The sequence below is a fragment of the Pseudomonas sp. NFX98 genome (assembly GCF_047784845.1).
Classification (GTDB): Bacteria; Pseudomonadota; Gammaproteobacteria; order Pseudomonadales; family Pseudomonadaceae; genus Aquipseudomonas.
Map to the genome: position 1 here is coordinate 391,288 of NZ_JBLNNF010000001.1, position 18,825 is coordinate 410,112.

Here is an 18,825-nt window from a genome sequence, read left to right on the forward strand (position 1 = left end):
ATTAATGGCCCGGCGATGTCGCTGCCGGACCATGCTCGTCAATGGCTGACCGTGACGATGCGAATTTACTTCGCGCCCAGCGCCAGTTTGGCGACTTGTGGCGCAGGCTGGTAGCCCGGAATGACCTGACCGTCGGCCAAAACGATGGCCGGTGTGCCGTTCACGCCGATCGACTGACCGAGGGCAAACTGCTTGGAAACCGGGTTATCGCACTTGGCGGCCTTGATTTCCTTGCCGTCGACCATTTTATCCATGGCCGCTTTCTTGTCTTTCGAGCACCACACCGCTTGCAGTTGCTCGTCACCCGGAGAGCCCAGGCCCTGGCGCGGGAACGCCACGTAACGCACTTCGATGCCGCGCTTGTTCAGCTCCGGGATCTCGGCGTGCAGCTTGTGGCAGTACGGGCACGTGGTGTCGGTGAACACGGTGATGTGCGATTTGGTTTCGCCGATGGCCGGGTACACCACGGTTTCAGCAACCGGGATGTCGTTGACCAGCTTGGAGATGCCCAGGCGTTCAGTCTTCTCGGTCAGGTTGACCGGTTTGCCGTCCTTGAGCTGGAACATGTAGCCCTGAACAACATATTGGCCGTCGGCGCTGGCGTAAAGAACGCGGCTGCCCCTGAGCTTGACTTCATACAGGCCTGGCAGCGGACTGGCGGTGATGGTCTCTACCGGCACTTCGAGCTGGAGGTTTTCCAGGCTTTTACGAATGGCTTTGTCGGCCGCGTCATCGGCGACGGCAAAGGTGCTGACCAACGCAATGGCGGCGGCGGCGAAAATCTGGGTCAGACGCATGAGAACTCCTGAAGGCGGACAAATGGGACAACCAGAACGCCGGTACCAAAACACCGGGTCATAACCGCCCATCGTGCAAACCGGCAAAGCCTATCACATAAGGCCGGCGTGGCCGAATGCGGCTGACGCAAGACATTATCGGTCAACCGCGCGGGTGGTGTTTGGCATGCAAATCCTGCAATCGCGCCCGGGCGACATGGGTATAGATCTGAGTTGTGGACAGGTCACTGTGGCCCAACAGCATCTGCACCACCCGCAAATCCGCGCCGTGGTTGAGCAAGTGCGTAGCGAACGCATGGCGCAGCGTGTGCGGCGACAGCGACTTGCCGATGCCCGCGACCTTGGCCTGGTGCTTGATGCGGTGCCAGAACGTCTGCCGGGTCATCTGCTCGCCGCGCAGGCTGGGGAACATCACATCGCTTGGGCGTCCGCCGAGGAGTTCACTGCGGGCATCGCGCATGTAGCGCTCGACCCAGACAATCGCCTCCTCGCCCATCGGCACCAGCCGCTCCTTGCTGCCTTTGCCCATCACTCGCAGCACACCTTGACGCAAATTGACCTGTTCCAGGGTCAGGCTGATCAACTCCGTTACCCGCAGGCCACAGGCGTAAAGCACTTCGAGCATGGCGCGATCGCGCTGGCCGATCGCCTCGCTCAGGTCCGGCGCCTTGAGCAGCGCTTCTACGTCAGCTTCCGACAACGATTTAGGCAACGGCCTACCGAGTTGCGGCATGTCGACGCGAAGGGTCGGATCGACGGCGATCAGTTTTTCCCGCAGCAAATAGCGATAGAAGCCTCGAACACCGGAGAGGAATCGCGCAGTGGAACGGGGTTTGTAGTTTTGCTCCAGGCGCCAGGCCAGGTGATCAAGAATCAACTCCCGGCCCGCGTTCACCAGTTCCAGTCCTTTCTCCTGCAACCAGCCGTTGAACAGGGCCAGGTCGCTGCGATAGGCATCACGGGTGTTGTCGGAAAGTCCTTTCTCCAGCCAGAGGGCGTCGAGGAATTGGTCTATCAAGGGATGATCGATGGCAGGCATGGGCACTCAAACGCGCAGCCTTGGGGCTGGCGCAAAAAAATCAACATGAACGGTAGATACGACCGCTAGTCTTTCATAGCCTGCAAATTCAAGGAACAGGGAGCAGCAATGAGCGAACAGCAGATTTTGTTGGCATTTGGCGGAATTGGCGCGGCGGCACTGGGGTGCCAATGGCTGGCGTGGCGCCTGAAGCTACCGGCGATTCTGTTTCTTTTGCTGACCGGGGTTTTGGTCGGCCCGGTGTTGCACTTGCTGGATCCACAGGAAATGTTCGGCCCGTTGCTGATGCCGCTGGTGTCGCTGGCGGTGGCGCTGATTCTGTTCGAAGGCAGCCTGACGCTGCACTTGTCGGAGTGGCGCGAGATTGGCAGCGTCGTTCATCGACTGGTCACCATTGGTGCCCTCTCGACCTGGGTAGTCATCGCCGTCGCCACTCACTGGCTTTTGGGCTTCGACTGGATGCTGGCCATCCTCTTCGGCAGCCTGACGCTGGTCACCGGGCCGACCGTGATCGTTCCGATGCTGCGCGTCGTGCGCCCGAAAGCCTCGATTGCCAACATTCTGCGCTGGGAAGGCATCGTCATCGATCCGATCGGCGCGCTGCTGGCGGTGGTCGTCTACAGTTTCATCATCGCCAGTGCCGAGGGCCACGGGCTCAAGGAAAGTTTGCTGACCTTTGGTGGCGTGATTCTGTGCGGTAGCCTGTTCGGCATTTTTGGTGGCTGGTTGCTCGGTACTCTGATTCGCCGCCAGTGGCTGCCGGAATACCTGCACAACCTGGCAGCGCTCGCGGCTGTGCTGGGGATTTTCATCATCGCCAACGAGGTGATGCACGAATCCGGCTTGCTGGCCGTGACGCTGATGGGCATGTGGCTGGCCAACATGAAAGGCGTGGATGTGCGGCACATCCTGCACTTCAAGGAAAACCTCAGCGTCCTGCTGATTTCAGGATTGTTCATTCTGCTGGCAGCTCGACTGGACCTGAACGCCATGATCGGACTCGGGCCTTTGGTGCTGATTTTGCTGCTGGTCATTCAACTGATTGCCCGTCCTTTGAATGTGCTGATTTCTACGGCAGGCTCAAGCCTGAGCTGGCGCGAACGGGCGCTGCTGGGATGGATCGCGCCTCGCGGTATCGTGGCGGCAGCGGTGTCGGCGATATTTGCGATTCGCTTGCATGAGGCCGGTCACGAAGGCGCGCTGCTGCTGGTGCCGCTGACCTTTGCCGTCATCATCGGCACCGTGGTGCTGCAAAGCGCGACAGCGCGGCCATTGGCGCGTTTGCTGAAGGTGGCTGAGCCGGCGCCGAGCGGCTTCCTCATCATCGGCGCCAACGGCCCGGCCCGCACGCTGGGCAAGGCGCTGCAACAACTGGGCAGCCGCGTACTGCTGACCGATTCGAGCTGGGAGAACATTCGAGCGGCACGTATGGAAGGCCTACCGACTTATTTCGGCAACCCGGCCTCTCAACATGCCGATGCGCATCTGGATCTGGTGGGACTCGGACATTTGCTGGCGCTGTCACCGTCAGGCGAAATGAACACACTGGCGCTGATGCGCTTTCGACACGACTTTGGCCATCAGCGGATGTTCGGCCTTGCCAGCGGCCAGGAAAGCCGTCGCACCGACAAGCATCGGACAAGCCTGGAACATCGTGGTAATCAACTGGGCAGTGAGGCGCTGACCTACGGCAAATTCGCCAGTCAGCTCAGTCAGGGTGCCGAGCTGTACAGCACGACGTTGACGGATGGTTTCGGCTGGGAGGATTACCGGGCACTGCATGGCGATCGCGCGACTTTGCTGTTCCTGCGCGATGACAGTGGCTGGGTGCATGTGGTGACGCCGGATAGCCCGCTCAAGCCTGCGGCGGGGTGGACGTTGCTGGCGTTGATTCAACCCGAGACGGAGTGATCCCAAAAGATCGCAGCCTTCGGCAGCTCCTACATGGACTCTGAATACATCCTGTAGGAGCTGCCGAAGGCTGCGATCTTTTTCAGCATTACCAAATTTCAGGCAACAAAAAAGCAGCCCGCAGGCTGCTTTTTTTGCATCGGAAGCTGGACTTAAGCCAGTTTTTCCTTGATGCGAGCTGCTTTACCCGACAGGTCGCGCAGGTAGTACAGCTTGGCTTTACGTACGTCACCGCGACGTTTAACAGCCATGCTGTCGATCTGCGGGGAGTAGGTCTGGAAAGTACGCTCTACGCCAACACCGTTGGAGATTTTACGAACGGTGAATGCACTGTTTACGCCGCGGTTACGCTTGGCGATAACAACACCTTCGAACGCTTGCAGACGCGAACGGTCGCCTTCCTTTACTTTTACCTGAACGACAATGGTGTCGCCCGGTGCAAAGGTAGGGATCTCTTTGGTCATCTGCTCTGCTTCGAGTGCAAGGATGATTTTGTTAGTCATGCTGTGCTCCTAAGGTAAATCGTCGGATTTACCATCGATACGTTGTTAACTATCGTCCCGCTCGCGGATGTATTCCTCGAGCAGCTTCTTCTCTTCTCCAGAAAGCGAGCGGCTTTCCAGAAGATCGGCGCGTCGTTCATAGGTCCGACCAAGGGACTGCTGTAAACGCCAACGCCGGATGTGCGCGTGATTGCCACTTAGCAATACGTCGGGAACACGCTGATCCGCATACACCTCCGGTCGGGTGTAGTGCGGGCAATCCAGCAAACCATCCGTAAAGGAATCTTCCTCGGCGGAGTCCGCATGCCCTAAAGCTCCAGGCAGCAGTCGTGTAACCGCATCGATCAGGACCATCGCCGGCAGCTCGCCGCCAGACAGTACATAGTCGCCAATCGACCACTCTTCATCGACATGAGCATCAATAAAACGCTCGTCAATGCCTTCATAGCGGCCGGCAATCAGGATCAATGCATCCAGATTCGCCAACTCGCGTACCGCCGACTGAGTCAGTTGACGGCCTTGGGGGGACAGGTAAATCACCTTCGCTCCCTCCCCGGCGACTGCCTTGGCCTGAACCAGAGCATCTTCCAGGGGCTTGATCTTCATCACCATGCCCGGACCACCGCCAAATGGGCGATCATCCACAGTGTGATGTCGATCCGTCGTGTAGTCTCGCGGGTTCCAACAGGTGAGCTGCAAGAGCCCCTGTTTCACCGCCCGACTGGTGATGCCGTACTCGCTGATGGCGGAGAACATCTCGGGAAACAAACTGATCACTTCTACGCGCAAGTTAGCCACGCTTAGAAGTCCGCGTCCCAATCCACCTTCATCTCGCCTGCTGCCAGATCGATGGCCAACACGCATTGCTCGGTATACGGCAACAGGCGTTCGCGATCATCCAGGCTGCCAGCGCAAGGCTTGACCACCATTACATCATTCGAGCCGGTCTCCAGCAGGTGATCGATCTTCCCGAACAGTTGCCCGAGGGTGTCGATGACCTTGAGACCTTCCAGCTGGTACCAGTAGTACTCGCCGTCGGTCAGTTCAGGGAACAGGTTGCGCGGCACGCAGATCTCATAACCGGCCAGAAGACGAGCTTCTTCACGATCATCGAGACCCTTGAGCTTTGCGACCAGGAACTTGTCGTTCCCGCGTCCGCTGACCAGCTCTACCTGCTTTACATTGCCGTCACGCTTGAGCGTCCAGGTTTTGTATTCCAGCAGGTTCTTAATCGGATCAGTAAAGGAGTACACCTTCACTTCGCCGCGAACGCCGTGAACCGAGTAAATCTTGCCGATAACGATCAAATCATCAGCAACAGCTGGCGTCGCGTTCATATTGCTCAGGCCGTAGCCTTAGCAGATTCCTTCAACAACTGAGCAACGCGCTCAGAAGGTTGTGCACCAACGCTCAGCCAGTAGGCTACGCGCTCTTGGTTCACGGACAGACGGACTTCTTGACCACGAGCAACAGGGTTGAAGAAACCAACCTGTTCCTTGTGCGAACCGTCGCGCGGGTTGCGGCTGTCGGTTACGGTCAAGTGGTAAAACGGGCGCTTTTTGGAGCCGCCAAGGGCAAGACGGATTGTTAGCATGTGAACATCGTTCCTGTAGTCGGTGCTGCAAATCTAAAGGCACAGCGGGCATAGGTGCCCGAAAGGCCGCATATTCTAAGGAATATCCGGACTTTTGCAAATGACTTTTTCCGGCGACCTATCGGTCGCCATGCAGATTTGCTATAGAGCCGTCGTTGAAAACGGCCGGTCAGCTCCCGCCAAGTGCGGGTTTGCTGTGTATCCCACGTCCGTGTAGGGCAGCGCCGGTACGACGACCGGCGCGGATTCTTTACATTTTCGGCATGCCGCCACCGGGTAGCATTCCGCCCATGCCGCGCATCATCTTGGCCATTCCGCCTTTCGCGGAGAATTTCTTCATCATCTTCTGCATCTGCTTGTGCTGCTTGATCAAGCGACCGATGTCCTGCACCTGCGTGCCGGAACCCATGGCGATACGGCGTTTGCGCGAACCGCTGATCAGCTCAGGGTCGCGGCGCTCGGCCGGGGTCATGGAGTTGATGATGGCTTCCATCTGCTTGAACTGCTTCTCTGCCGCAGTCTGGGCATTGCCCATTTGCGCCAGGTTCACGCCGCCCATGTTCGGCAGCTTGTCCATGAGGCCGCCGAGGCCGCCCATGTTCTTCATCTGTTGCAGCTGATCGCGGAAGTCTTCGAGGTCGAAGCCCTTGCCCTTCTTCAGCTTCTTGGCCAGTTTGTCGGCCTTGTCCTTGTCGAGGGTCGCTTCCGCCTGCTCGATCAGACTGAGCACGTCGCCCATGCCGAGGATGCGCGAAGCAATACGCTCAGGGTGGAACGGGTCGAGCGCTTCGCTCTTCTCGCCCATACCGATGAACTTGATCGGCTTGCCGGTGATGGCACGCACCGACAGCGCAGCACCGCCACGAGCATCGCCGTCGACCTTGGTCAGGATCACACCGGTCAGCGGCAGCGCATCACCAAAGGCCTTGGCTGTGTTGGCGGCGTCCTGGCCGGTCATGGCGTCGACCACGAACAGGGTCTCGACCGGGTTGATCGCGGCATGCAGCGCCTTGATCTCGCCCATCATCTCTTCATCGATGTGCAGACGGCCGGCGGTATCGACGATGACCACGTCGATAAATTTGAGTTTTGCTTCCTTAATAGCCGCTTGCGCGATCTCGACCGGCTTCTGGCTCAGGTCGGACGGGAAGAAGGTAACGCCGACTTCACCGGCGAGCATTTCCAGTTGCTTGATCGCCGCCGGACGGTAAACGTCCGCGGACACGACCATGACCGACTTCTTCTTGCGCTCTTTAAGGAAGCGCGCAAGCTTGCCGGCGGTGGTGGTTTTACCAGCACCCTGCAAACCGGCCATTAGGATGACCGCTGGCGGCACTGCGCTCAGGTTCAGATCTTCGTTGGCCGCGCCCATCAGGCTTTCGAGTTCGGCCTGGACGATCTTCACGAAGGCCTGGCCCGGTGTCAGGCTGCGCGACACTTCGGTGCCGACGGCACGTTCCTTGACCGAATTGACGAAGTCCTTGACCACCGGCAGGGCGACGTCGGCTTCGAGCAACGCCATGCGTACTTCGCGCAGGGTGTCTTTGATGTTGTCCTCGGTCAGCTTCGCCTTGCCGGTGACATGGCGCAGCGTCTGCGAGAGACGGTCGGTTAAGTTTTCAAACATTGCGCGATCCTTTCAGGCCCTGTGTAGACCGGGATAATGGCGGCCCGGACCGGACTAAACATGTGCTCGGCGAGCCTGCGGCGTGGGCAGGTCGCGGATTATAGCGAAGACTGCGTCCGGCGGACACCTCGTCGTCAGCTTGCGTGGTCTTTCGTGTCGCGTGGGTTCTATGCCAAACTCAGCGCCTTTCGGGCTTGCCTAACAGGACTTATGCTCCCCTTGTCACCCAGTTTGCTTACCACCCTCGCCGCCGCTTGTTTATATGCCGCTGCGACTCTCTATCAAGGCACTCGCCTGGCCAACTGCGCCAAGGCGAACAAACGCCTGCTGGTCACGCTAGGCGTACTCGCCGTGCTGGCCCACAGCGCCAGCCTCTTCGCCCACCTGCTGACACCGATTGGCCTGGGCCTGGACTTCTTCAGCGCCGCCAGCCTGATTGCCGCAGCGGTCATCGCCCTGACCCTGATCGCGTGTTCACGCATTCCGGTGGAAAACCTGCTGGTCTTGCTGTTCCCGCTCGGGGCCGCGACCGTGCTGCTGGCGCAGTTCGCCCCTGCCGGCACAGTGCAGATCATCGACGAGGCGCCGGGCATCCTGGCCCACATACTATTGTCGATCCTCGCCTACGGCATGTTCACCATTGCGGTATTCCAGTCGCTGCTCCTGCTTCTTCAGGACCATCAGCTCAAGCACAAACACCCGTCCGGCCTGATCAAGAACTTCCCGCCGCTGCAAACCATGGAAAGCCTGCTGTTCGGTTTCCTGTGGGCCGGCTGGACGCTGTTGTCGATGTCGCTGATCTCCGGATGGCTGTTCGTCGACAACCTGTTCGCGCAACATCTGGTGCACAAAACCTTGCTGGCCTGTCTGGCCTGGATCGTCTTCAGCGTGCTGCTCTGGGGCCGTAACCGCCTCGGCTGGCGCGGACACAAGGCCATTCGCTGGACCCTCGCCGGATTCTGCCTGCTGATGCTGGCGTATTTCGGCAGCAAGCTGGTCCGTGAATACATCCTGCACATCTGACGGGCGGCATTAATGGACGAATTGCCCTTAGGGCCGATGATTGCCGTAGTGGTCCTGCTGATTTTATGGTCGGGGCTGTTTTCCGCCATTGAAGCCGCGCATCAACACTTGCTGGCCAAGCGCAACGCTTCGCGTTCTAGCGATAAGCCCCCGGCCAGACTGAGCTTCCCGCTCGACAGCCTGATCTTCTGCAATACCCTGTGTCGCGCGTTGGTGGTGGTCATCTGCACCCTGCTGGCAATTTTCACCTGGGCCGAAAACGGCCCATGGGCAGCCTGCCTCGGCGCGGCCGCCATCCTGTTGGTGTTCGCCGATTATTTGCCGCGTGCCCTCGCCGTCCGCCACCCGGATGCAACCCTCGCCTTTGGCAACAACCTGCTGCGCATACCGCTGAAAATCGTTTACCCGGCAGCCTGGTTGCTCAACAACTTCAGCCAACTGCTGATGCGCCCGTTTGCCCGCAAGGCCAAAGTCGTCCAGCAGAGCGAAGACGAGCCGCCAAACGACCAGCATGACGATCGCGAGCCCGCAGTCCATCGCCAGCATCCATTGCCAGGCATCCATGCGCTGGACAACATCACGGTCAACGACATTCTGGTACCGCGCAGTGAAGTCGACGGGATCAACCTCGACGACCCGATTGAAGAAATCATCGAACAATTGCGCAAAAACACGCGCACGCGCCTGCCGGTGTTCCACAGCGATATCAACCAGGTCGAAGCGGTGCTCAACACCCGGCAAATCGGCCACCTGCTCCCCGATGGCAGCCTGACCCTGGAAGCGCTGATGGCGGCCAGCCGCGAACCTTACTTCGTACCGGAAAGCACCCCGTTGCAGCTGCAACTGCTGAACTTCCACAAGCAGCAGCGTCGCCTGGGCATGGTGGTGGACGAGTACGGCGAAGTGCTCGGCATCGTGACCCTGGAAGATATTCTCGAAGAAATCGTTGGCGAGTTCGAAAGCCAGCAAAGCCTCAATAATCCGCACATTCATCCACAGGCCGATGGCCGCCTGGTGATCGATGGCGCCGCGTCAATCCGCGAGCTGAACAAAAGCCTTGGCTGGCACCTGCCAAGCGACGGCCCGAAAACCCTCAACGGTCTGGTGACTGAAGCGCTGGAAACCATTCCAGAGAGCGCCGTATGCCTGAAAATCGGTCGCTATCGCCTGGAAATCCTTGAGACCGAAGACAATCGTGTCACCCGGGTATTGATCTGGCACACCGGCCCAGCCCCCGTCGCGGCCGCCGTCAATTAAGCGCGTTTTCGCCTCTTGTTGAATCGTTAGCCACCTTCCTATAATCGAGGTGCTTACCCAAGCCTCGCCGGCCCCGTGCTTACCCCGCACACCGCAAGTTCCGGCCCGACCATCGGCAAACTCCGCAGCAAACCGACGACTGTTCCTACCTGGAACAGCGACCGTGCCTTCACCCACATCCCTGGGTTCTCGACCATAATAATTCGCTCCACTGGGGCACATGACTGTCAGGGATAACCGCATGACAACCAGCACGACTTACGACGACGCACCTGCGCAACCGACGAACTCCGCCACCCGCGTGGCCACCGCGAGCTTCATCGGCACTGCCATCGAGTTCTACGACTTCTACGTTTACGCCACCTCGGCAGCGCTGGTGATCGGCCCGGTGTTCTTTCCGCAGACGTCCGGCACGGCCCAGATGCTGTCGGCCTTTCTCACATTCGGCATCGCGTTTCTTGCGCGCCCCTTGGGGTCGGCATTGTTCGGTCACTTCGGCGATCGCATCGGCCGCAAATCGACCCTGGTCGCCTCTCTCCTGTTGATGGGCGTGTGTACCACGCTGATCGGCATGCTGCCGGGTTACGACAGCATTGGCGCCTGGGCGCCGATCCTGCTCTGCGTGCTGCGGTTCGGCCAAGGCCTGGGACTGGGCGGTGAATGGGGCGGCGCAGCTTTGCTCGCCACGGAGAACGCCCCCAAAGGCAAACGTGCCTGGTTCGGCATGTTTCCACAGCTCGGACCTTCGATTGGCTTTCTAGCGGCGAACGGTTTGTTCCTGACCCTGGCCATGACGCTGAATGATGAACAGTTCCGCTCGTGGGGCTGGCGGATTCCGTTCCTGCTCAGCGCCGCGCTGGTGATGGTTGGTTTGTACGTGCGCCTCAAGCTGCATGAGACCCCGGTGTTCGCCAACGCCATGGCCCGCCAGGAACGGGTGAAAATCCCGCTGGTTGAGCTATTCAGCCAATACTGGCTTCCCGTTCTGCTGGGTGCTGGCGCCATGGTGGTGTGTTACGCGCTGTTTTACATTTCGACAGTGTTTTCGCTGAGCTACGGCGTGGCGACACTCGGATACAGCCGTGAAACCTTCCTTGGACTGCTGTGCTTCGCCGTGCTGTTCATGGCCGCCGCTACCCCGCTGTCCGCATGGGCCAGTGATCGCTACGGACGCAAACCGGTGCTGATCATCGGTGGCGTACTGGCGATTCTGTCCGGTTTCCTGATGGAGCCGTTGCTGACACAGGGCTCGACCTGGGGCGTGGCACTATTCCTGTGCATCGAACTGTTCCTGATGGGCGTGACGTTTGCGCCAATGGGCGCTCTGCTGCCGGAGCTGTTTCCCACGCACGTGCGTTATACCGGCGCGTCGGCGGCCTACAACCTGGGCGGTATTGTCGGGGCCTCGGCGGCGCCATTCTTCGCGCAGAAGCTGGTGGCGATGGGTGGCTTGAGTTACGTCGGCGGGTATGTGTCCGGGGCGGCGGTATTGAGTTTGATTGCCGTGCTGTGCTTGAAGGAAACACGGCATAACGATTTGAATCAGATCGCCTGACAGATCGCTATCGCGGGCAAGCCCGCTCCCACAGGGTTTGGTGTCGTTCACAAAATAGCAATACGACACATAACCTGTGGGAGCTGGCTTGCCAGCGATGGGACCCTCACTGACAAAACACAACTCAACTTTTCCCCCACCCATTGTCACCTCGCTCTACGCGCATCCGCTCATCCCCGCTATACTTCCCGGCTTTTCCTGAATAAATGCCAATAGGGTCCCGCCGCGCATGGATAAGACCTACCAGCCGCACGCCATTGAAACTTCCTGGTACAACACCTGGGAGTCAGAGAATTACTTCGCCCCGCAAGGCGCGGGCGAGTCCTACACCATCATGATCCCGCCGCCGAACGTCACCGGCAGCCTGCACATGGGTCACGGCTTCAACAACGCGATCATGGACGCCCTGATCCGTTTCCGCCGCATGCAGGGTCGCAACACCCTGTGGCAGCCGGGCACCGACCACGCTGGTATCGCCACGCAGATGCTGGTGGAGCGTCAGCTCGAAGCCAAAGGCCAGAACCGCCACGACCTGGGCCGTGAAAAATTCCTCGAGAAAGTCTGGGAATGGAAGGATGAGTCCGGCGGCAACATCAGCCGTCAGATCCGTCGCCTTGGTTCGTCCGTAGATTGGAGCCGCGAGCGCTTCACCATGGACGACGGCCTCTCGGAAGCCGTTAAAGAAGCCTTCGTGCGCCTGCACGAAGACGGCCTGATCTACCGCGGCAAGCGCCTGGTCAACTGGGACACCAAGCTGCACACGGCAATTTCCGACCTCGAAGTGGAAAACCACGACGAGAAAGGTTTCCTGTGGAACCTGAAGTATCCACTGGCCGACGGCGCCAAGACCGCTGAAGGCAACGATTTCCTGATCGTCGCGACCACTCGCCCGGAAACCATGCTCGGCGACTCCGCCGTGGCCGTTAACCCGAACGATGAGCGCTACAAAGCCCTGATCGGCAAATTTGTCGAGCTGCCACTGGTTGGCCGCCGCATCCCGATCATCGCCGACGATTACTGCGACCCTGAATTCGGCACCGGCTGCGTGAAAATCACCCCGGCCCACGACTTCAACGACTATGAAGTCGGCAAGCGTCACAACCTTCCGCTGCTGAACATCTTCGACAAGAACGCAGCCGTTCTGCCAGCCTGCCAGGTGTTCAACCTCGACGGCACACTGAACGAAACCATCGACGGCAAGATCCCGGCCGAATACGCCGGTCTCGACCGTTTCGAAGCGCGCAAGCAGATCGTCGCCGCGTTCGACGCTGCCGGTCTGTTGGTCAGCGTTGACGACCACGGCCTGAAAGTGCCGAAAGGCGATCGCTCCGGCACCGTCATCGAGCCTTGGCTGACCGACCAGTGGTACGTGTCCACCAAGCCTCTGGCCGAGCCTGCGATTGCCGCCGTTGAAGACGGCCGTATCCAGTTCGTGCCGAAACAGTACGAAAACATGTACTTCTCCTGGATGCGCGACATCCAGGATTGGTGCATCAGCCGTCAACTGTGGTGGGGCCACCGGATTCCGGCCTGGTACGACGAGTCGGGCAAGGTCTACGTCGGTCGCGACGAAGCCGAAGTGCGCGCCAAGCACAACCTCGGCTCGGACGTTGCGCTGCAACAGGACAACGACGTTCTCGACACCTGGTTCAGCTCGGGCCTGTGGACGTTCTCCACCCTCGGCTGGCCGGAACAGACCGAATTCCTGAAGAAATTCCACTCCACCGACGTGCTGGTCACCGGCTTCGACATCATTTTCTTCTGGGTTGCCCGGATGATCATGCTCACCATGCACTTGGTGAAAAACGAAGACGGCACACCGCAAGTTCCGTTCAAGACTGTGTATGTGCACGGTCTGGTGCGTGATGGCCAAGGCCAGAAGATGTCCAAGTCCAAGGGCAACGTCCTGGACCCGCTGGACATCATCGACGGTATCGAGCTGGAAGAGCTGGTGCAGAAACGCACCTCCGGCCTGATGCAGCCGAAACTGGCGAAGAAGATCGAGAAGCAGACCCGCGACGAGTTCGCCGAAGGCATCGCCAGCTACGGTACCGATGCCCTACGCTTCACCTTCTGCTCGCTGGCGTCCACCGGTCGGGACATCAAGTTCGACATGGGCCGCGTCGAAGGCTATCGCAACTTCTGCAACAAGATCTGGAACGCCGCGCGCTACGTGCTGGACAAGGGCGAAGACTGTGGCCAGAACGGCGAAGCCTACGAATTGTCACTGGCTGATCGCTGGATCATTTCGCAGTTGCAACGCACCGAAGCCGAAGTGACCCGTCAGCTCGACCAGTTCCGTTTCGACCTGGCCGCACAAGCCTTGTACGAGTTCATCTGGAACCAGTATTGCGACTGGTACCTGGAACTGTCCAAGCCTGTGCTGTGGGACGAAAACGCGCCGGTAGAGCGCCAGCGCGGCACCCGTCGCACCCTGGTTCGCGTGCTGGAAGTTGCCCTGCGCCTGGCGCATCCGTTCATGCCGTTCATCACTGAAGAAATCTGGCAGCGCATCGCACCGCTGGCAGGCATCGAAGGCAAGACGATCATGCTGCAACCTTGGCCAGTGGCCAATGAAACGCGCATCGATCCGGCCGCCGAAGACGACATCGAATGGCTCAAGGGCTTGATGCTCGGCACTCGCAACATCCGTGGCGAGATGAATATCGGCCCGGGTAAACCGTTGCCGCTGTTCCTGAAGAACGTCAGCGCCGAAGATCAGCGTCGTCTGACCGAGAACGAAGCGCTGCTGAAGAAACTGGCGCGCCTCGAATCGATCACCGTGCTGGCTGCTGGCGAAGAAGCTCCGCTGTCCGCGACTGCACTGGTCGGCGAGATGGAAGTGCTGGTGCCAATGGCCGGCCTGATCGACAAAGGTGCTGAGCTGGCGCGTCTGGACAAGGAAATCCAGCGTCTGCAAGGCGAAGTGCAGCGCGTCGGCGGCAAGCTGTCCAACGCCGGTTTCGTTGATAAGGCGCCAGCTGAAGTCATCGAGAAAGAACGCGCCAAACTGGCCGAAGCCGAACAGGCTCTGGGCAAGTTGGCCGAGCAACATGCGCGGATTGCCAGCCTGTAACGGCAAATCGCAATAAAAAAGGGAGGCCCATGTGGCCTCCCTTTTTTATTCAGCCCGTTTTTCTGTAGGAGCAAGGCTTGCCCGCGATGGCGCTTTCGGAATCGTCATCGCGGGCAAGCCTTGCTCCTACAGGTCCCCGCCTACCCATCGACTGTGGGACAATGCCCACCACTTTCAGCCATACCCGAATCGACCACTGCCATGACCACCCCCCGCACACCCAAACCTGCGCGCAAGAAGCCTGACTCCGCGACCCCGGCCAAAGCTGTGGAGCCCCGCGAAAAGGCCAGCCTGCATCCGCGCAACCGCCACCAGGGTCGTTACGACTTCCCGGCGCTGATCAAAAGCACGCCGGAATTGAAGAAGTTCGTGATCATCAATCCGTATGGCAAGGAAAGTATCGACTTCGCCAGCCCGGACGCGGTGCGCGTGTTCAACCGGGCGCTGCTCAAGGCGTTCTATGGCATTGCTCATTGGGACATTCCGGCGGACTACCTTTGTCCACCGGTTCCGGGCCGTGCCGATTACGTGCATTTCCTGGCTGACCTCCTGGCCAGCGTCAACGACGGCAAGATCCCACGCGGTGCGTCGGTCAATGTTCTGGATATCGGTATGGGCGCCAACTGCGTTTATCCGCTGATCGGTCACAGCGACTACCGCTGGCACTTCCTTGGCTCGGAAATCGATCCAACGGCCGTTGCTTCTGCCAAAGCCATCGTCCAGTCCAACGGGTTGAACAAGGCCATCCAGTTGCGTCAACAGACCAATCCCAAGCACATCCTGCTGGGCTTGCTGGAACCTGGCGAACGCTTTGACCTGACCATGTGTAACCCGCCGTTCCATGCCTCGATGGCCGAAGCGACCAAGGGCAGCGAGCGTAAATGGCGCGCATTGGGCCGCGCCGATCCGAAACGCAAACTGCCGGTGCTGAACTTCGGTGGGCAGTCAGCTGAATTGTGGTGTGAAGGGGGCGAAGCACGTTTCGTGACGCAATTGATCGCCGAGAGCGCGAATTTCCAGCATAAAGTGCTGTGGTTCAGCACCCTGGTCTCGAAAGCCTCGAACCTGCCAGCCATCGAGACGGCACTGCACAAGGCCGGCGTACTGGAAAGTCAGGTGGTGGAGATGTCTCAAGGGCAGAAACAAAGCCGCTTCGTCGCCTGGACCTTCCAGACCAAATCCGAGCAGCAGATCTGGCGCCAAGAGCGCTGGACACGCTAAAGCAGAGTCACTGCGCGGCCTCTGTGCAGGAGCTGCGGAACGCTGCGATCTTTTGATGTTGATTTAAAACAAGATCGCAGGCACAAAAAAACCGTGCCCGGATTGCTCCGGCGCACGGTTTTTTTTATCGCTGCGTCTTACTTGTTCACAGCGTCGGTCAGGCCTTTGGCCACAACCAGCTTGATCACTTTCTTTGCAGGGATTTCGATGGCAGCGCCAGTCGAAGGGTTACGGCCGGTACGGGCAGGACGCTCAGTCACTTTCAGTTTGCCGATACCTGGCAGAGTGATTTCGCCGCCGTTTTCCAGCTGATCAGCAACGATTTGGCCCAGTTGGTCCAGAGCGTTACGCGCGGTGGTTTTTGGCGCGTCGATAGCTTCAGCGATGTCGGCGATCAGTTGGTCTTTAGTAAGAGCCATGTAGTGTTCCTTCCCTATCAAATTCATATGGATTGCAGAGTGCAGTGTCAGCCATCGAGCCCGATCTTCTGGATCCGGCACCCTCGGCGATAACCGCGACGAGTCGGGTTATAGATACCGAAATCAGGGTTTGGTTCGACCTGACAATTGCTGACTGCACGCTTAACGCAGTGACTTCGCGTAAGACCGGGCAAAACTAGCACAGAGACGGGGAAATATCCGCCTCTAGCTACCCATTTGGTCAGCTTTATTGCTCTAAATCGGGAAAAAAATGCATAAGCGCCGCCGGTCGCCCGGGATTTGACCTTCGCAACGCGCCAAAACCAGTGGTTGCGGTACACTTGGCGCTTTTTCGGGGAGCTCGCCCTGCTCTCTCCAACCAGCCGCCCCCATCAGCCGAGAAGCCCATGCCGATCCGTCATTGCATCGTCCACCTGATCGACAAAAAACCCGACGGCACGCCCGCAGTTCTTCACGCTCGCGACTCTGAACTGGCCGAGTCCGCCGCCATCGAGAACATGCTCGCCGACCTCAACGAAAGCTACAACGCCAAGCAAGGCAAAGCCTGGGGGCTGTTCCATCCTGAGTCCGGTGCCTTTCCCTTCAGCGGCTGGCTGAAGGAATACCTCGACGGTGGCCAGGACTTCACAGCCTTCAGCCGTGTGGCGGTGGAACACCTGCAAAAGCTGATGGAAGAATCCAACCTGTCGGTCGGCGGCCATGTGCTGTTCGCGCATTATCAGCAAGGCATGACCGATTACCTGGCCATCGCCCTGCTGCACCATAGCGAAGGCGTGGCGGTGACCGACCAACTGGACGTCACACCGTCCCGTCACCTGGACCTGGGCCAATTGCACCTGGCGGCGCGCATCAACGTCTCCGAGTGGCAGAACAACAAACAGTCCAAGCAGTACATTTCCTTCATCAAAGGCAAAAACGGCAAAAAGGTTTCGGAATACTTCCGCGACTTCATTGGCTGCCAGGAAGGCGTTGACGGTCCGGGCGAAACGCGCACCTTGCTCAAGGCGTTCAGCGATTTCGTTGAAAGCGAAGACCTGCCGGAAGAGTCCGCCCGCGAGAAAACCAAGACGCTGGTCGAGTACGCCAGCAGCCAGGCCAAGCTCGGCGAACCGATGGGCCTGGAGGAGCTGTCGGAACTGATCGACGAAGAACGCCCGAAAGCCTTCTACGATCACATCCGCAACAAGGATTACGGCCTGTCGCCGGAGATCCCGGCCGATAAGCGCACCCTGAACCAGTTCCGCCGTTTCACCGGCCGCGCCGAGGGCCTGTCGATCAGCTTCGAAGCGCACCTGCTGGGCTCGAAGATCGAGTACGACGAAGAAGCCGGCACGCTGATCATCAAAGGTCTGCCGACCTCGCTCACTGACCAGCTCAAGCGCCGCAACTGATGCTCGGCAACGTACTGAAGAAATTCCTGCTGATCCTGCTGGTGGTTGTGGTCTATCAGAACTGGGGCAAGATCGAGCGGATGTTCAACCCTTCGCAAGTGGTGTCCGAGCAGACTCAGGCCAAAGCCAACGTCGTGCTCTATGCCACCGAATGGTGTGGCTACTGCAAACTGACCCGACGCTTTCTCGATCAGAAAGGCATTCCGTACAAGGAATTCGATATCGAGAAGGATGCGGTGGCGCGCAAGGACTATGAAGCCCTGGGTGGTGGCGGCATTCCGATTATCGATGTGAACGGAACGCTGATTCGCGGGTATGACCCGGACGCGATTCTGGCGGCGCTGAAATAACTGTGGGAGCGAGCTTGCTCGCGATGACGGCGGCACATTCAATATCAATGTGACGGGTGCACCGCTATCGCGAGCAAGCTCGCTCCCACAAACGGTCCGTCAGCAGGCTTCGATACGAAAACCAAACCGCGGAAAGTGCACATGCACCACGCCGCCACGTTCATCCTCGCGACGCACGATCAACTCTTCGCGACCGGCAAACAACAACTCGCCCCTCACCGGATCAACGCCATAGTCCGTGGCCGCGATCAGCACCTGCTGACCCGCCTCGAACCCGTTGGGATCAACGAACTGCTCGTCCGGCAATGCCGCTGGCGTGGCATTGCGCGCAACGTCCAGCGCTTCCTCGGATGTCATCTCGCTGGAGGCGCCATGACCAAAGCCCAGCACCCGCGCGTGCCACGCACTGACCGCCGGATAAGCATCGACCAATGGCGCAGTGACCGGCGTCGCCTTGAGGAACCACAAGGAATGCGCCAGCGCGAAGTCGGCAATCGACGGCTCACCGAACAGGAAGTCGCCCTGCTCGCGCTGCAATTGCAGCTCCAGGCGCGACATGATGGTGGGCCACTGATGCTTGGCCAGCTCGGCGGACAGTTTTGTCGCACTGCCACCGCTGAACAATCCGGCGCGGTCGGCGAGAAACGCCTTGATCGCTTCCGGCGGCAAACTACCGAAGCGCACAGCGACCGATTCCGGCTGAAACACCAGGCTGACCGCATGCTGGAACACCACCGAATCAGCCCATGTGGCGAACGAAGCGGCGATCATTTCCTGACCTTCCGGGAAGAACGCCGGCAGGGCTTTTTCCTGTTCCAGTCGGCGGGCGATCAACGCTGTATCGCAATAAATATCTGCGCCAACCTGCAACACCGGGGTCTTGCGGTAGCCACCGGTCAGCGCCGTGAGATCAGGTTTTGGCATCACCGGGGAAATCTTCACCGAGCGCCAGGACAGTCCCTTGAAACCCAGCAGCAAGCGGGCCTTTTCAGCGAAAGGGGACGTCGGGTAATGATGAAGAATCAACTCGGACATGCTCGG

17 protein-coding genes are annotated in these 18,825 nt (G+C 59.3%); 8 read left to right on the forward strand and 9 right to left on the reverse strand.

The features are described from left to right. Positions 1–65: 65 nt before the first annotated feature. Together dsbC and xerD are read right to left on the reverse strand one after the other, a co-directional pair. Positions 66–797, reverse strand: coding sequence for a bifunctional protein-disulfide isomerase/oxidoreductase DsbC (dsbC, locus tag ACM110_RS01780; RefSeq protein WP_416126306.1), 732 nt, complete (start codon positions 795–797; stop codon positions 66–68). Positions 798–939: 142 nt separating this feature from the next. Next, positions 940–1,836, reverse strand: a complete 897-nt coding sequence (gene xerD, locus ACM110_RS01785; protein ID WP_338582823.1) for a site-specific tyrosine recombinase XerD — start codon at positions 1,834–1,836, stop codon at positions 940–942. 108 nt (positions 1,837–1,944) lie between these two features. Here xerD and ACM110_RS01790 point away from each other — a divergent pair, with 108 nt between their 5' ends. Then, positions 1,945–3,747: a cation:proton antiporter gene (locus ACM110_RS01790; RefSeq protein ID WP_416126307.1), complete on the forward strand. Its 1,803-nt coding sequence runs from the start codon at positions 1,945–1,947 to the stop codon at positions 3,745–3,747. Between the two features lie 152 nt (positions 3,748–3,899). On the opposite strand, the gene rplS is transcribed toward ACM110_RS01790, so the two are convergent. From rplS to ffh, 5 genes are all read right to left on the reverse strand, one after another. Continuing rightward, entirely contained in the window at positions 3,900–4,250 is a 351-nt protein-coding gene (rplS, locus tag ACM110_RS01795) for a 50S ribosomal protein L19 (RefSeq protein WP_003175895.1), read from the reverse strand. Between the two features lie 45 nt (positions 4,251–4,295). Next, entirely contained in the window at positions 4,296–5,048 is a 753-nt protein-coding gene (trmD, locus tag ACM110_RS01800) for a tRNA (guanosine(37)-N1)-methyltransferase TrmD (protein ID WP_046820359.1), read from the reverse strand. A gap of 2 nt (positions 5,049–5,050) precedes the next feature. Continuing rightward, positions 5,051–5,587 carry a ribosome maturation factor RimM gene (gene rimM, locus ACM110_RS01805; RefSeq protein WP_053155094.1) on the reverse strand — a complete coding sequence of 179 codons (537 nt, stop codon included), beginning with the start codon at positions 5,585–5,587 and terminating at the stop codon, positions 5,051–5,053. 5 nt (positions 5,588–5,592) lie between these two features. Further along, positions 5,593–5,844, reverse strand: coding sequence for a 30S ribosomal protein S16 (rpsP, locus tag ACM110_RS01810; RefSeq protein ID WP_416126308.1), 252 nt, complete (start codon positions 5,842–5,844; stop codon positions 5,593–5,595). A gap of 250 nt (positions 5,845–6,094) precedes the next feature. Continuing rightward, positions 6,095–7,471, reverse strand: a complete 1,377-nt coding sequence (gene ffh, locus ACM110_RS01815; RefSeq protein ID WP_338582825.1) for a signal recognition particle protein — start codon at positions 7,469–7,471, stop codon at positions 6,095–6,097. A 210-nt stretch (positions 7,472–7,681) separates the two neighbouring features. Here ffh and ACM110_RS01820 point away from each other — a divergent pair, with 210 nt between their 5' ends. The 5 genes from ACM110_RS01820 (at position 7,682) to rlmF (ending at position 15,603) form a co-directional block, all read left to right on the forward strand. Further along, positions 7,682–8,494, forward strand: coding sequence for an inner membrane protein YpjD (locus ACM110_RS01820; RefSeq protein ID WP_416126309.1), 813 nt, complete (start codon positions 7,682–7,684; stop codon positions 8,492–8,494). Positions 8,495–8,506: 12 nt separating this feature from the next. Beyond that, complete coding sequence (locus ACM110_RS01825; RefSeq protein ID WP_416126310.1) at positions 8,507–9,751, forward strand: transporter associated domain-containing protein; 1,245 nt, start codon at positions 8,507–8,509, stop codon at positions 9,749–9,751. Between the two features lie 241 nt (positions 9,752–9,992). Further along, complete coding sequence (locus tag ACM110_RS01830; protein ID WP_416126311.1) at positions 9,993–11,306, forward strand: MFS transporter; 1,314 nt, start codon at positions 9,993–9,995, stop codon at positions 11,304–11,306. Positions 11,307–11,535: 229 nt separating this feature from the next. Beyond that, a complete protein-coding gene (locus ACM110_RS01835) occupies positions 11,536–14,382 on the forward strand; it encodes a valine--tRNA ligase (protein ID WP_416126312.1) in 2,847 nt (948 codons plus the stop codon). Positions 14,383–14,583: 201 nt separating this feature from the next. Next, positions 14,584–15,603 carry a 23S rRNA (adenine(1618)-N(6))-methyltransferase RlmF gene (rlmF, locus tag ACM110_RS01840; RefSeq protein ID WP_416126313.1) on the forward strand — a complete coding sequence of 340 codons (1,020 nt, stop codon included), beginning with the start codon at positions 14,584–14,586 and terminating at the stop codon, positions 15,601–15,603. A 137-nt stretch (positions 15,604–15,740) separates the two neighbouring features. Here rlmF and ACM110_RS01845 read toward each other — a convergent pair whose 3' ends face one another. Beyond that, entirely contained in the window at positions 15,741–16,022 is a 282-nt protein-coding gene (locus ACM110_RS01845; RefSeq protein WP_003221909.1) for an HU family DNA-binding protein, read from the reverse strand. Positions 16,023–16,429: 407 nt separating this feature from the next. Here ACM110_RS01845 and yejK point away from each other — a divergent pair, with 407 nt between their 5' ends. Together yejK and ACM110_RS01855 are read left to right on the forward strand one after the other, a co-directional pair. After that, positions 16,430–17,434 (forward strand): nucleoid-associated protein YejK, encoded by a 1,005-nt coding sequence (gene yejK / locus ACM110_RS01850; RefSeq protein WP_416126314.1) that lies wholly within the window; start codon positions 16,430–16,432, stop codon positions 17,432–17,434. Continuing rightward, on the forward strand, positions 17,434–17,784 hold the full coding sequence (locus tag ACM110_RS01855; protein ID WP_416126315.1) for a glutaredoxin family protein: 351 nt from the start codon (positions 17,434–17,436) through the stop codon (positions 17,782–17,784). The genes yejK and ACM110_RS01855 overlap by 1 nt, the downstream gene beginning before the upstream one ends. A gap of 99 nt (positions 17,785–17,883) precedes the next feature. On the opposite strand, the gene ACM110_RS01860 is transcribed toward ACM110_RS01855, so the two are convergent. Next, positions 17,884–18,819 (reverse strand): glutathione S-transferase family protein, encoded by a 936-nt coding sequence (locus tag ACM110_RS01860; protein WP_416126316.1) that lies wholly within the window; start codon positions 18,817–18,819, stop codon positions 17,884–17,886. Positions 18,820–18,825 lie beyond the last annotated feature (6 nt).